We start from the raw sequence: 14119 nt of genomic DNA on the forward strand, positions 1-14119 counted from the left end.
GTATATGGGGGTTAGGTAATGAGTGCTGTGAAAGCAGCAGGTGGTATAAAAGTAATAAATGTGATAGCCGAACTGAAAGAAATAGTTACCAGTTTGAAGAAACAGGGTAAAACTATTGGTTTTGTCCCGACAATGGGCTATTTTCATGAGGGACACCTAACATTGATGAGGACGGCAGCCGAAAAAACCGATTATGTTGTAGCAAGTATTTTTGTTAATCCACTGCAGTTTGGTGCAGGTGAGGACTTTGAAGAATATCCCAGAGATTTGGAACGGGATATCAGCCTTGCTGATAGTACTGGTGTGAAACTGGTGTTTACCCCTGGGACTGCAGAGATGTACCCAACCGGATATGCAACCTTTGTGGAAGTAGGGCAATTAACCGATAAGCTTTGTGGCGGTTCACGACCCGGTCATTTCAGAGGAGTTGCCACTGTTGTTACCAAGCTATTTAATATTGTGAATCCGGATATTGCTTTTTTTGGTCAAAAAGATGCCCAACAGGCACTTGTCTTAAAAAAAATGGCTGAAGACCTTAACATAAACGTGGAAATTGAGATTGTCCCCATTGTCAGGGAACCCGACGGACTGGCAATGAGTTCACGTAATAAGTACCTTAGTTCTGAAGAACGAAAATCGGCTTTGGTATTGTCAAAAGCGCTCAGCTTGGCACAAGCTCTTATCAAATCAGGAGCAAGGAACACTGTAGAATTGAAAAGAGAAATAATCAATTTCATTAGCAGGGAGCCTGCGGCAAGAATAGATTATGTGGATATCCTTTCCTTTCCTGGGCTGAAAGAAATTGAAAACATTAACGGTCAGGTGATTGTTGCCCTAGCAGTATTTATTGCTGGTACACGGCTGATTGATAATGTCATATTGGAGGTATAGCAATTGTATAGGACAATGTTAAAATCTAAAATTCACCGGGCAACAGTAACCGGAGCAGAACTGAATTATGTGGGGAGTATAACATTAGATGAAACGCTGATGAAAGCTGCTGATATTCTGGAGCATGAGAAAGTACAAATTGTGAACAATAATAACGGAGCTCGTTTTGAGACATATGTCATAAAAGGGCCCAAAGATTCGGGAACAGTATGCCTTAACGGCGCTGCTGCGCGATTAGTGCAGCCGGGTGACAGTATTATAATTATTTCCTATGTTATGGTTGAAAACCATGAAGCGACCGATTTCCGACCAATTGTAATTTTTGTAGATGATAAAAACAAGATTTCTGAAATCAATAGTGGGGAAATTGCGGGAGAATACCGTTAAATGAGGAAATTATTTAGGATTATTATGACTAATTGGGGGATTGATGAAGGGTTTTTTTATTTAATATAGAATAGTAATAACATTTACGCCTGATTAGGAGTTGATTACTTTGAATAAAAAGGAATCTGAATATTTTACATTGCAGAAAGAAATCCAGGAGCTTAAAAAGAAGCGTAATGCATTAATATTGGCACATCTTTACCAGAGACCGGAAGTTCAGGATATAGCGGACTTTACGGGTGACTCTCTCGAACTTTCTAAGCAGGCGGCTGAAACTGAAGCTGATGTCATAGTATTTTGTGGGGTACATTTTATGGCTGAAACCGCAGCTATACTCTCACCTAAGAAGACTGTATTGCTCCCTGAAGTAGATGCCGGCTGCCCGATGGCAGACATGGTGACTGCTGAACAGTTGAGGGCTAAGAAAAAGGAATATCCTGATGCTGTAGTGGTATGTTATGTTAACTCTTCGGCAGAGGTTAAGGCGGAGAGTGATATTTGTTGTACTTCTGCCAATGCAGTTGAAATTGTCAGGCAGGTTCCTGCAGATAAACGCATATTGTTTGTTCCGGATAAAAATCTGGGCCATTATGTTGGTTTGCAAGCTGGCAGGGAGATTATCTGCTGGGAGGGTTATTGTAATATTCATGACAGGTTATCTGCAGGACAACTGCAAAAAGCAAAACAAGCACATCCACAAGCCTTGGTGTTGGTTCATCCGGAATGCCGTCCAGAGGTTATTGCTTTGGCTGATAGGGTATTCAGTACTTCCGGAATGATAAGGTTTGCAAAAGAAAGTGACCATAATGAGTTTATTTTGGGTACCGAATCGGGGATTCTTCATAAGATACAAAAATCAGCTCCCGGGAAAAAATATTATATGGCTTCTGATGAAATGATATGTCCAAATATGAAGGCTACTTCTTTGGAAAAAGTTAAACTGTCACTTGAGAAATTACAGACCTGTATTACGGTACCTGATGAAATTCGTGATAAAGCACTTAACGCTGTGGAGCGTATGATTGTGGTAATATAGGGGAGGGTTTCTTTTGATTCCCAGGTATATCGTGAATTTTGATACCCGGTTTTTGACCCAAAAGCAGACAGATTACTTGATTATTGGTACCGGAATTGCCGGACTATATGCTGCATTAAAAGCCAGTGAATTTGCTGAAGTCACCTTACTTACTAAAAAGAAGATGGGTGACACCAATACCGAAAGGGCTCAGGGTGGTATAGCAGCCGCTATCGACAGTGCAGACTCACCCGCCTTGCACAGGGCCGATACCCTTGAGGCAGGAGCCGGGCTCTGTGATGTGGAAGCCGTAGAGGTATTGGTAAACGAAGGACCGGACCGGGTCCGGGAATTAATTGAGATGGGTGCTAATTTTGACCGTTTGGATGGTGAGCTGACATTTGCCAGAGAAGCAGCTCACAGTCGCCGGAGGATTTTACATGCAGGTGATTTTACCGGAGAAGAAATTCAAAATACTCTTGCCAGAAGGATTCTGAGTGAAAACAAGGTGCATTTTCTGGAAGATCATATGGTGATAGACCTGCTTACAGACAGGAACAAATGCTATGGCGCTCTGGTATGGGACAACTTGACACGAAAGACGATTGTTTATTTTGCTAAAATAATTGTTCTGGCATCAGGAGGTGCCGGGCAAGTATTCCGGAACACAACCAATCCCGAGGTTGCTACCGGTGATGGCCCAGCTTTGGCTTTTAGAGCAGGAGCAGGGGTTATGGATATGGAATTTGTTCAATTTCATCCAACTGCATTATCTCTTCCTGGAGCCCCTCGTTTTTTAATTTCAGAGGCAGTTAGGGGGGAAGGGGCAATTCTAAGAAATATTCATGGGGAACAATTTATGAGCAGGTACCACCCTAGTGGAGAACTTGCGGCAAGGGATGTTGTGGCAAGGTCAATATTTCAGGAAATGGCAGTTACCGGCAGTACCCATGTTTTTCTTGACCTATCGCCTATTACCGGGAAAAAAGTTAAGAAAAGGTTTCCGACCATTGCGCGGACCTGTTCCCAGTATGGAATTGATATAGCCAAGGAAATGATACCCGTTGCCCCGGCGGCCCATTACATGATGGGTGGTATCCACACAAACCTTAATGGGGAGACTTCGGTTGCTGGGCTATACTCTTGTGGAGAATCAGCGTGCCAAGGAGTTCACGGAGCTAATCGTCTAGCCAGTAATTCATTGCTTGACGGTCTGGTATTTGGTTTTAGGATAGTAGAAAACAGTAAACCTAAATTTAAAGAATGGCAGGGGCCTCATGGTTTGCATTTTAATAATAATGAATTGCAGCCTCCTTCATTGCACGATATTTCCCGTATCAGGGAAGTTACCCAGAATCTGATGTGGGAAAATGTTGGTATAATAAGGGAAGAAAAAGGCCTGCAGAAGGCCTTCGGTTGTTTGATAGAATTGGAGGACATATTTAAAAATGAGTCCAGGGGTATTGAAGAAATGGAAACATATAATATTCTTACGGTTGCTACACTAATCACTTATGCTGCCATTAATAGAGGCGAAAGCAGGGGAGGGCATTGCAGGGTTAATTACAGGCTGAGGGATGATGTTAACTGGAAAAAGCATATGGTTATATACCGGGATTCGGGAGGCGGAATAGATGCATATATGCGTGAAGTTACTTGATGAAATAATTGCTGGCGCTATAAAGGAAGATGTGGGAACAGGAGACCTGACCACAATGATTACTGTGCCGGAGGGTGCAGTTACCGAAGGGTATATTTATGCCAAGGAAAAAGGTATTATCGCAGGTACTTGGGTTGCGGAACGGGTTTTTTACTTTCTCAGCAGTGAAATAAAATTTACATACCAGAAAAAAGACGGTGACAGGGTGAACCGGGGAGATGTTATTGCTGTTGTTGCCGGACCAGCGGGTCCTATCCTGACCGGAGAAAGGGTAGCATTAAATATAATCCAAAGGCTGTCAGGCATAGCCACACAGACAGCTGCTATCACCGATAAATTGAAGGGATTTGGTAGCATAGTAGTCGATACCCGGAAAACAACCCCTGGGCTCAGGGTACTGGAAAAGTATGCAGTCACTGTAGGAGGGGGTAGAAATCACCGGTTTGGCCTTTATGACGGAATCCTGATTAAAGACAATCATATTAAGGTTGCCGGTGGCATTGCAAATGCTGTTGCTATGGCTAGGGCAAAAGCGCCCCATACCCTCAAGGTTGAGGTGGAAGTCGAAACTCGTGAAGGGGTCCTTGAGGCCTTGGAAGCCGGTGCGGATATCATCATGCTTGACAATATGGACTTTGAGGCTGTCAGCGAGGCAGTCAGATTGATTAACCGCAGGGCTCAGGTGGAGGTCTCCGGAGGGGTAACTGAAGATACGGTGGAGGGGTACGCCCGTGCTGGAGCTGATATTATTTCTATTGGTGCTTTAACCAATTCCGTGAAAGCCCTGGATATTAGCTTGGATGTTAAAGAGATAAAGATTGGGTCATAGAAATATACTACATGATGTACACAGCATATGGTTAACTATCGTCGTCATGATGGTTGACAATATGCTATTTATATTATATAATCATGCACGGTGAGGTGTAGCAATGAAGGCTCAGATTGTATCCTTGCTTAAGAAAAGGTATCCTGAGTATGTTTCCGGGGAAGAAATAAGCCAGGTTCTGGGTGTTTCTCGGACTGCAGTTTGGAAACATATCCAAAAGCTGCGGGAAGACGGCTACCGGATAGAGTCACATTCAAGAATAGGTTACAGGCTGCTGCAAATACCTGACCGTTTGTTTGCACATGAACTGGCAGGGTTATTAACAGGGAAATTGATAGGAAGTAACATAGTATATCATGAAACTGTCGGCTCTACCAATGATTTGGCAAAAAAGCTGGCTAGAAAAGGTGCGGAGAACGGTACCGTAGTGATTGCTGAGGAACAGACCGGTGGTAAGGGCAGAATGGGCCGGACATGGTATTCCCCGGAGGGGGAGGGGTTATGGTTTTCTATAATTCTCAGACCGCCTATCAGCCCCATTGAGGCTCCGAAAATTACCCTTGTGGCGGCTGTTGCTGTGACCAGAGCAATCAGGGAATTAACTGATATTGAAGCAGGGATAAAGTGGCCCAATGATATTTTAGTTTCTGGACGTAAGTTGGCAGGAATTCTTACAGAGATGAGCGCTGAAATTGACAGGGTCAATTATCTGGTTGTTGGTATCGGTGTCAATGTGAATCTTGACTGCACAAAACTCAATGATGGGTTAGCAGAAACGGCTACTTCCATCAAACAATTGAGCAGCGGGAGTGTGTCACGTATCAGGTTATTGTCTGGAATTTTAGATCATTTTGATGTGCTTTATGAAGAATTCATCAAAGGTCATTTTAGCCAGATTCTATCAAAATGGAAAGAAATGTCTGTTACGATAAACCGCTGGGTCAAGATTACTTCCCTTGAGGGTGCTGATGAAGGAATCGCCTTTGATATTGATGCCGAAGGGGCGCTTCTGCTTATGAAAAAGGATGGTTCTATGAAGAGGGTGTTATCGGGGGATGTTACTTTGCGTTAACGGAGGCTAAGCTTACTGAAGGCAGGTTGTTTATTTTTTTGGCTTTAACGTAAACCTAATGCAACTAAAAGGTTGACGAAAAGGAGTGTTGTTAATGAAACTTTCTGTTAAAGAAATGGCTTTTGTTTCGTTGTTTGCAGCTTTAGCCTGCGCAGGAGGCCTGATGTTAAGGTTTGGTGGAGATGTTGTGGTACCTTTCAGTATCCTGCCTTTTATCACCATGCTTGCGGGAGTTCTCTTGGGAGGAAGGCTGGGGGCTTTAAGTATGACGGTTTATCTAGTTATCGGACTAGTCGGGATACCTGTTTTTCAAACTCCTCCATATGGCGGGCTGGCTTACTTGATTAAACCAACTGCCGGGTTCCTGTTTGGATTTATTGGCGCTAGCTATGTGGCAGGAAAAGTAACTGAAAAGATTGCCAAAAATACTATGTGGAGTTATTTCATAGCATCATGTGCCGGAATAGCAGTCCTCTATCTGGTTGGTATCCCGTATTTCTATTTTGTGATGAACTTTTACTTAGGCAAAGCTATGACGGGGTGGACAGTCATAAATTATGTTTTCCTTCCATTTATTTTGTCTGACTTGATTAAAGCAATTATTGTTTCAGTAATAGCAGTTCCTGTTGCCAGGCAGGTTAAAATCCAGAAGGAAGTTTAGGCTTTTTTCCGTACATCTATGCAGCGTGCGTTTTTGCGTGCAGTTTCAGCTATTTCCGGGGTTATTACACCTTTTGTATTCTGCGGCATGGCAAGTTTGAAACCATGCTTCCGGGCAAGTTTTTTAAGGTAGTAGATATCTTCTATCGGCAGTTTTAGCCCAATACTGAAGTCACGGTAGTCACCCTCAAGGGCAAGGAGCATTGTTTCCGAGAGGCAGGCGAGATTCATTCCCGGGGCATAACCGATATTCTGCCCAAAGCATATTTTATCAGGGTATTTAACCAGGCCGCCTTCAATTACCAGGACATCCGTCCGGCTGCTGAGTACAGAACGGGAGACATCTGCCGGACGGGCAACATCACAAATGACACAACCTTGTTTAAGATTTTTTGGCATTATCAAGCAAGATGTCGAACTTGATGCAGTGATTACCAGGTCAGACTGTAGCAGCGCCTGGCGTATGTTTACAGTGGTCTTTATTGGGGGACTGCTGAATTTGCCGGTTCGTGCCAGATTATTATTAATAAATTCGGAGAACGAAAAATCAATATTTTTCTTGACTATACTCACAAGTTTTTCTACCTGTTTTGAGTCTGAACTGCTTAGGTGGCTGATAAATCCTTTCAGCCATTTGGCAATTCCCTTCTGATGGTCAAGTAAAGCATTGTTTTTTATTAAATCTGTAAATATATATCCATATATTTCATCTGCAAGTTTTTCCAACCTGCGCAAGCTGGTTTTTTCTTTACCTGGGTTACCCACCAGATAAAGCTGGCCTGCTTCTTGTGCCAGCATAATGGCAGAGACTCTTCCTATGGCTCCGGTTGCCCCTATCACCGCTCCCACTGAATTTTCGAGTTTAATGTTCATCATGGCTGCGCCTTTCATTAGGGCATCGAAAGCTGTAGCTACAGTAAAGCTGTTGCCTGAAGTAATGGCTATACCTTTTCCTTGAAGGTCAGCGCCACCCCGGCTGACAATAGATGTATATGCCCCAAGACCTACAATTTTTGCTCCCAAGTCTTTAGCAAGGTCAATGGCTTCAGATAAAGCTGATACGGCTTTTTTTCTGGGCATATCCAGAAGGTGTTTGCCGCTGTACGGAACGCCAATCAACCAGCCTTCAGCAATTTTGCCGGCTTTTGATTTAAAGGCTGGAAGATGAATAATAACATCCGGTGAAGCATCTAAAGAAGCTTCCCAATCCAGCAGCTTTTCCAGTTCTGCCTCTTCCAGTTTGCTAAAAGAAGGGTTGTTTTTGGTCAAGTCCTCAACTGCCGGGTAATGAATCAAAAAAGCAAATTTTTCAGTAGGTTTTTCTCCATCGAGAAGAGATGATGATTTGACAGGTTTCCGGTATTTTCTAAAATCGGCAATCGTTCCGTCACTTTTCCGATCTAAAATGTAGCTGTATAACTCACTGTAATCCTGATAATAAAGTATCTTGACTACGTTTTCCAGTGCTTTCAGAGCCTGTACGATTTGCTTACTGCTAACGGTTAGGGCAGGCTGGAGCCGTAGAGTCATAGAATTATTCAGAAATGGGGCACACCGTATATTGTGAACATGCAGCAGGTAACCTGCCAGGAGTGCAGAAAAACCGCCCTGCTGAGCTAAATATCGGATGCTAAAGGATTCGGAACCGTCGAAATTGTTGAATTCCACCCCAACCATCAGCCCTTGTCCACGCAAATCTTTAATTACCCCCGGAAATTTGGCGTCTATATTTTTAAGGCCCTCCAAAAGATGTGAACCCATCACCGCTGCGGATTTGACCAGTGATTGCTTATTCGCTGTCAGGATGTCAATAACTGCAAGGCCAATAGAGCAGGTGAAATTATTATTGGCAAAAGTAGAACTATGCAGCTTGCCAAATCCGTCATTCCAGGCATGTTTAGAACTCAGGCAGACACCCAGGGGAACTAAGCCGCCGCCTAGCGCCTTAGATAACAACATAATATCAGGGCTGAGTCCAGCCATTTCAGAGGCGAAAAGGCTGCCGGTTCTGCCTAGGCCTGTCTGAACTTCATCAATAATAAATAGGACACCGTACTTGCGGCAAATCTGTTCTGCATGTTTGAGGTAGTTGTCGGAGGGAATGATTATTCCTCCTTCACCCTGGATAGGTTCAACAATAAATGCAGCAATTTCACTGCCTTGATTTTTCAACTTGGTTTCCAATGCTTCAATGTCGTTAAAATCAATGGTCTCAAACCCGGGTGCAGGCGCAAAAAAAGGTTCCTGGTATACAGGTCTCCCAGTAGCAGACAAGGCGCCAAGGGTTTTCCCATGAAAACTGTTATTTGTAGATAAAATTATATTCTTTTCTGTTGTAGAACGGGCTAACTTGATAGCTGTCTCAACTGCTTCAGCGCCGCTTTGACAGAAGGTGGCCTGGGCCATTTCTCCCGGAGCGAGTTTAATTAGTTTGTCTGCCAATTCTACTGCTTTTACCGGCACTGACGGCTGTACCATTGTGGGAAGGCCTGAACTCAAAAAATCTTGCGCGGCAGATATTATTTCCGGGTAATTGTACCCAAAGGGTACCGCTCCGTACTGTGAAATAAAGTCAAGATATGAATTACCCTGTTGATCATAAAGATACAGTCCCTGAGCTTTTATATATGGGATATCTAGTTTAAAACTTTTTAACAGTTTGTCTGTTGATGGGTTTAGTATTTTTATACTCAAAACAATCCAGTCCCTTCGGTATAGAATCAAGCAAAAACGATAAACAAAAACGATATTATTAAATATATGCTTATATTTAGTATTTTAGTCAAATAAATAAAAATTAATTTACACTATTATACTTCCCTGTTCCTGTACCATCAGTTTCGACAGCTATTTGCTTTTCTCCTGCGTAAAACTCTATAGCTCTGTAACAAATAAAAAACTAAATTATATTTTTGACTGTAAAGAAGGGAAAAACAGCAATACTGTCGAAAGTTTCAACAATGGGAGAGGAGTGAAGGAGTTTGAAGGTAGAGTTTATCAGCCCTTTCGTTACTGCTACCACAAAAGTGCTGGAAACAGAAACGGGTCGTTCCATTCCGGTTGAAAAAGGGCAGTTAACTATAGAAGCTTCTTCTCATACTTGCCAGGATATAACGGTTTTAATTGGGGTTATTGGGGCTGTTCAGGGACTTGTGATGTATGGTATGTCTGAAAGAACAGCCAAAAATATTGTATCTGTTCTATTAAATGAACGAGTGGTTGTTTTTAACGAAATGGTTGAAAGTGCGATTGCGGAGATGGGCAATGTGATTACCGGTATTGCCAGTGCCGAACTGGAAAAGGCCGGATATCTGTCCACTCTTGCACCGCCTACAGTTGTATCTGGTCGTGGGGTAATAATATCAACTATTAACATAAAGAGGATTCAAATTCCGCTCATAACTGAGTTCGGTGAAATCGAAGTAGGTCTGGCTCTTAGGGAGAACGATAATAGATAATACAAAAAATTAAAGAGCTAACTTCCAAAAACTCCTTCGGGAGTTTTGTTTATTGTGTTATAATTTTCTTTAACAGAATGCTAATAATACTAGTTAATATGAGGATGGTGTCATCACATGTTGATGGTTCTTGATGTTGGGAATACGAATATTGTATTGGGTGTCTTTAGAGGAAAGCTGCTGGAGAGAAGCTGGCGGATTTCCACTAACAAGGATAAAACTGCTGATGAGTATGGTTTGCAGATAAGTATGTTTTTTAACTATTCCGGCATTAATTGCAGTGAAGTGCAAGCAGTTGTTCTTTGCTCAGTGGTACCTACAGTTATGCCGGCTCTTGAAACCATGTCGGTAAAGTACTTTCAAAAGAAGCCTTTGATTGTGGGCCCGGGAATTAAGACCGCTATGCCTATCAGGTATGACAATCCCAGAGAGGTGGGTGCTGACCGGATAGTCAACGCCATTGCCGCCTATGACCTCTATGGAGGACCATTGATTGTGGTTGACTTTGGTACAGCAACCACTTTCGACGCAGTATCCGCCGATGGTGCCTATCTTGGTGGTGCAATAGCCCCAGGCATTGGTATATCTACAGAAGCGCTTTATACAAAAGCGGCTAAACTGCCCAGAATTGAATTGTTAAAACCCAAAGCAGTTATTGGGAAAAATACAGTTACAAGCATGCAGGCCGGTATAGTTTATGGATTAGTCGGTCAGACAGAAGGCATCGTAAGGCGCATGAAAAAAGAGCTGGGTGGAAAAGCTTATGTTGTTGCTACGGGAGGGCATGCCGAACTTATCAGCAATGAATCTGAGATGATTGATACCATAAACTCAAATTTAACCCTGGAGGGGTTAAGGATTATTTATGAACGTAACAAAGGAGATTAGGCTGTGGAAGCAGACATAAAGTTTGGGTGCTTAAGGCTCGCCAACAGGGTAATATCAGCGCCAATGTCGGGGATTTCTGATAAAGCATTTCGTTTACTTGCTGAAGAAGCGGGTTGTGGACTTACTTTTACTGAAATGATTAGTGTTAATGCCCTGGCTTATGACAGTGAAAGAACAAAAATGATGTTTGACTTAACCGGTGAACAGGGACCGACAGGCATACAGATATTTGGCAGTGACCCTGAAAGAATGGCTGCTGCTGCTGGCATAATACAAGCCGCGGGAGCAAGTATTATTGATATAAATATGGGCTGCCCAGCCCCAAAGGTAGTCAGGAACAACGAGGGATGTGCTTTAATGACTAATCTGTCGTTGGCGGGAAGGATTATAGAGGCAGTAGTTAAAGCTGTTGATATACCTGTATCAGTGAAGATGAGGAAGGGTTGGGATGAGGAGTCTGTGAATGCTGTTGAATTGGCAAAAATGGCAGAGGCAGTTGGGGCTTCTATGGTAACGGTACACGGGCGAACACGTGGTCAGTTTTATTCAGGAAAGGCCGACTGGAGAATTATCGGTATGGTAAAGCAGGCGGTAGGAATTCCGGTGGTTGGGAATGGAGATGTTTTTAGACCCGGTGATGCTCGGGAAATGATTAGGCAAACAGGATGTGACGCAGTTATGATCGGCAGAGGGGCATTGGGCAATCCATGGTTATTTCAGCGTACCGTTTGTTTTTTGGAAAGTGGCACCGACAATTTGCCGCCAAGCTTTGAAGATAAGATTAAGATGGCTATAAGGCACCTTAAGATGGTAGTAAAACTGAAGGGTGAATATAAGGCCGTCCGGGAGATGAGAAAACATATTGCCTGGTATATAAAGGGATTGAAGGATTCTTCAAGGATTCGACAGGTGGTTAATGAAACCGAGACCACGGAAGGTCTTGTTGAAGTTTTACAGGAGTATAGAAATACTCTTCATGATGGATAATTTTGTTAGAATGGTTTTGGTATGTATACAGTGTTGCGCACATAACTTTCCGAAAAATGGTTAAAGTAGTATTAATTGGGAGCAGCGGCAGGAATCTGCTATGAATTGGCGGTAAGATTTTAAAAGGAGGCCATTACTTTTGAAACGGGTTATGAGTGTTAGTTTAGGGTCTTCAATTCGGAACCATTCTGTTGAAACAGAAATATTGGGCCAGAGAATTCTTATAGAACGGATAGGGACAAATGGTGATATTGAAAAAGCCATTGAACTTATCCGGAAAAATGATGGACAGGTAAATGCCTTTGGGTTAGGGGGAATTGACCTATATATCTATGCTGGCGCTAAACGTTACACGTTTAGGGATGCTAAAAGGATTGCCCTAGCTGCGAGCAAGTCTCCTGTAGTGGATGGCAGTGGTTTGAAAAACACACTTGAGCGAAATGTGATTGCATATTTGCAGAACGAATTGGGAATCGTATTCGCAAATAAAAAGGTTTTAATGGTATGTGCAGTTGACCGGTTTGGCATGGCAGAAAGTCTTTCTGCAGCTGGAGCCGAAATGACTTTTGGTGACCTGATATTTGCTTTAGGACTTCCGGTTAGTATTTCATCAATTAATTCACTGCAAAGGATAGCTAGAATAATTGCACCTATTATTGTAAAATTGCCTTTTAAAATTTTGTATCCGACTGGTGGCAAACAGGAACAGCAGACTCCGAAGTACGGCACTTACTATGAGCGAGCTGATATCATAGCAGGGGATTTTCATTTCATCAGGAGGTACATGCCTGAAAAATTGTCTGGCAAGTGTATTATTACGAATACTGTTACTCCAACAGACATACAATTGTTGAAAGACAGGGGAATCAAACAGTTGATTACAACAACTCCGGAAATTAACGGAAGGTCCTTTGGTACAAATGTTATGGAAGCGGTTTTGATTGCATTGTCTGGCAAAAAACCTGATGAAATGATGCCCGAAGATTATTCCGGGCTCCTGAAAAGTGTAGGGTTTATGCCCAGAGTAGTTAATTTCGCAGGAGAAATGACCGGTTAGGGGGACCGCCTTAGTGAAAAGGTTTGCCTTTATTAACCATTCTATTGATATAGATGAGTTTAAGATGAATTACCCGGCAATCAGGTTGTTGCCGGGTATTCTGATAAACAAGCTACTGAAACACAGTTCTCTGTTTAAGTCTGCAGAACTGGAGATCCGCTTTGATAATATTACCTGCAAGGGCTGGAACATATTTTGCCCATTGACAGAGAAGGAAATTACAGGGTTGCCGAAAAAAAAGCATTTAAAAAGAATTGTTCAGACTATAAAGGCGGCTGAAAAGCTGGGAGCTGAAGTAGTTGGGCTTGGAGGTTCTCTTCCGGCTGTTCCGGGGTTAAAAGAAACAATTATGGCAGAGGGTTTCAAAATTTGCATAACGTTCGGGCATAATTATAGTATTTTTGCTGCAGTTGAAGGGGTGAAATTGGCAGCTGCTGCCAGGGGATACGATATGGATCAGGTGACCGTTGCGGTGTTGGGAGCCACAGGTTACACCGGAAGCGTGTGTGCAGCCATTCTGGCCTCGGAAGTAAAAAACTTGGTATTGGCAGGTGATAATCAAGTAAAGCTTCGTCAGATGACAAATCGGATTCTTTATGATACGGGCTTACCTGTTAAAACTGTCCAAAGTGTTAAGCAGGTTCTTAATATGTCGGATATTGTTTTTATCGATGTTTCTTCCATAGGGCTGGAAATTAGGAGAGAAGATTTTAAAACAGGTGCGGTTATATGTTTTTTGAGAGGTGAGGGAATATCTATTGAGGATTTGACTATACTAAAAATCCTGCAGAATATGGTAGTACTAAGAAATGACTTGAAGTTTATTGATGGGGGACTTGTAGAAATACCCGGAATCTCAGAGTTAGCTATAGATTTTCGCCTGCCTTCAGGATTGGTATATCCGTGGATGGCAGAAACCTTAATATTGACTTTAGGGAAAAATCGTTACTCCATTTTAGTTGATAGTTTAGTTGATGTAAAAAAAGTTGATGCTTTAAAAGAAATGGCAAAAAGTTATGGATTTGGGGTAAGAGGTTACTTGGAAGTCTGTGCAGCAAATCACCACCGTCATGTAAGGCGAGAATCCGTAGTGAATAGAGTAACGGACCATTTGCGTTACTGATAGTTTTACTTTGATTTCCTTGACAATGATGAGTAATATCTTTATAATATTTCCCAAGAGAAATGCATTCTGTAGTCATCAGTTTTGCAGCA

Annotated in this window: 13 protein-coding genes; 12 read left to right on the forward strand and 1 reads right to left on the reverse strand. The window is 42.6% G+C overall.

What is annotated here, in order from left to right; genetic code table 11:
• The first annotated feature begins 45 nt into the window (after positions 1-45).
• The 7 genes from panC (at position 46) to ABFY19_RS00700 (ending at position 6515) form a co-directional block, all read left to right on the forward strand.
• Positions 46-891 (forward strand): pantoate--beta-alanine ligase, encoded by an 846-nt coding sequence (panC, locus tag ABFY19_RS00670; RefSeq protein ID WP_418792503.1) that lies wholly within the window; start codon positions 46-48, stop codon positions 889-891.
• A 15-nt stretch (positions 892-906) separates the two neighbouring features.
• Positions 907-1278, forward strand: a complete 372-nt coding sequence (panD, locus tag ABFY19_RS00675) for an aspartate 1-decarboxylase (RefSeq protein WP_418792505.1) — start codon at positions 907-909, stop codon at positions 1276-1278.
• A gap of 109 nt (positions 1279-1387) precedes the next feature.
• Complete coding sequence (nadA, locus tag ABFY19_RS00680) at positions 1388-2314, forward strand: quinolinate synthase NadA (RefSeq protein ID WP_418791363.1); 927 nt, start codon at positions 1388-1390, stop codon at positions 2312-2314.
• A 13-nt stretch (positions 2315-2327) separates the two neighbouring features.
• Complete coding sequence (nadB, locus tag ABFY19_RS00685; RefSeq protein WP_418791364.1) at positions 2328-3953, forward strand: L-aspartate oxidase; 1626 nt, start codon at positions 2328-2330, stop codon at positions 3951-3953.
• Positions 3928-4782 carry a carboxylating nicotinate-nucleotide diphosphorylase gene (gene nadC, locus ABFY19_RS00690; protein ID WP_418791365.1) on the forward strand — a complete coding sequence of 285 codons (855 nt, stop codon included), beginning with the start codon at positions 3928-3930 and terminating at the stop codon, positions 4780-4782. The genes nadB and nadC overlap by 26 nt, the downstream gene beginning before the upstream one ends.
• A 103-nt stretch (positions 4783-4885) precedes the next feature.
• The gene (locus ABFY19_RS00695; RefSeq protein WP_418791366.1) at positions 4886-5854 is read left to right on the forward strand and encodes a biotin--[acetyl-CoA-carboxylase] ligase; all 969 of its coding nucleotides are present in this window, start codon (positions 4886-4888) and stop codon (positions 5852-5854) included.
• A gap of 94 nt (positions 5855-5948) precedes the next feature.
• Complete coding sequence (locus tag ABFY19_RS00700; RefSeq protein ID WP_418791367.1) at positions 5949-6515, forward strand: biotin transporter BioY; 567 nt, start codon at positions 5949-5951, stop codon at positions 6513-6515.
• Here the strand turns inward: ABFY19_RS00700 and ABFY19_RS00705 are convergent.
• Positions 6512-9208 (reverse strand): aminotransferase class III-fold pyridoxal phosphate-dependent enzyme, encoded by a 2697-nt coding sequence (locus tag ABFY19_RS00705; RefSeq protein ID WP_418791368.1) that lies wholly within the window; start codon positions 9206-9208, stop codon positions 6512-6514. The genes ABFY19_RS00700 and ABFY19_RS00705 overlap by 4 nt on opposite strands.
• A 287-nt stretch (positions 9209-9495) precedes the next feature.
• Here ABFY19_RS00705 and ABFY19_RS00710 point away from each other — a divergent pair, with 287 nt between their 5' ends.
• From ABFY19_RS00710 to ABFY19_RS00730, 5 genes are all read left to right on the forward strand, one after another.
• Positions 9496-9972 (forward strand): chemotaxis protein CheX, encoded by a 477-nt coding sequence (locus ABFY19_RS00710; RefSeq protein ID WP_418791369.1) that lies wholly within the window; start codon positions 9496-9498, stop codon positions 9970-9972.
• 117 nt (positions 9973-10089) lie between these two features.
• Positions 10090-10860: a type III pantothenate kinase gene (locus tag ABFY19_RS00715; RefSeq protein WP_418791370.1), complete on the forward strand. Its 771-nt coding sequence runs from the start codon at positions 10090-10092 to the stop codon at positions 10858-10860.
• Positions 10861-10863: 3 nt separating this feature from the next.
• Positions 10864-11847: a tRNA dihydrouridine synthase DusB gene (gene dusB, locus ABFY19_RS00720; RefSeq protein ID WP_418791371.1), complete on the forward strand. Its 984-nt coding sequence runs from the start codon at positions 10864-10866 to the stop codon at positions 11845-11847.
• Positions 11848-11986: 139 nt separating this feature from the next.
• A complete protein-coding gene (locus tag ABFY19_RS00725) occupies positions 11987-12904 on the forward strand; it encodes a quinate 5-dehydrogenase (RefSeq protein WP_418791372.1) in 918 nt (305 codons plus the stop codon).
• Positions 12905-12917: 13 nt separating this feature from the next.
• Positions 12918-14027: a hypothetical protein gene (locus ABFY19_RS00730; RefSeq protein ID WP_418791373.1), complete on the forward strand. Its 1110-nt coding sequence runs from the start codon at positions 12918-12920 to the stop codon at positions 14025-14027.
• Positions 14028-14119 lie beyond the last annotated feature (92 nt).

Origin of the sequence: Phosphitispora sp. TUW77, assembly GCF_048453025.1 — a bacterium.
GTDB lineage: Bacteria > Bacillota > Thermincolia > Thermincolales > UBA2595 > Phosphitispora.

Excerpts from the sequence above, each read along its gene's own strand:
- ABFY19_RS00695 (WP_418791366.1), top strand. The coding sequence starts at position 4,886 with ATGAAGGCTCAGATTGTATCCTTGCTTAAGAAAAGGTATCCTGAGTAT.
- nadC (WP_418791365.1), top strand. The coding sequence starts at position 3,928 with ATGCATATATGCGTGAAGTTACTTGATGAAATAATTGCTGGCGCTATA.
- ABFY19_RS00715 (WP_418791370.1), top strand. The coding sequence starts at position 10,090 with ATGTTGATGGTTCTTGATGTTGGGAATACGAATATTGTATTGGGTGTC.
- panD (WP_418792505.1), top strand. The coding sequence starts at position 907 with ATGTTAAAATCTAAAATTCACCGGGCAACAGTAACCGGAGCAGAACTG.
- ABFY19_RS00700 (WP_418791367.1), top strand. The coding sequence starts at position 5,949 with ATGAAACTTTCTGTTAAAGAAATGGCTTTTGTTTCGTTGTTTGCAGCT.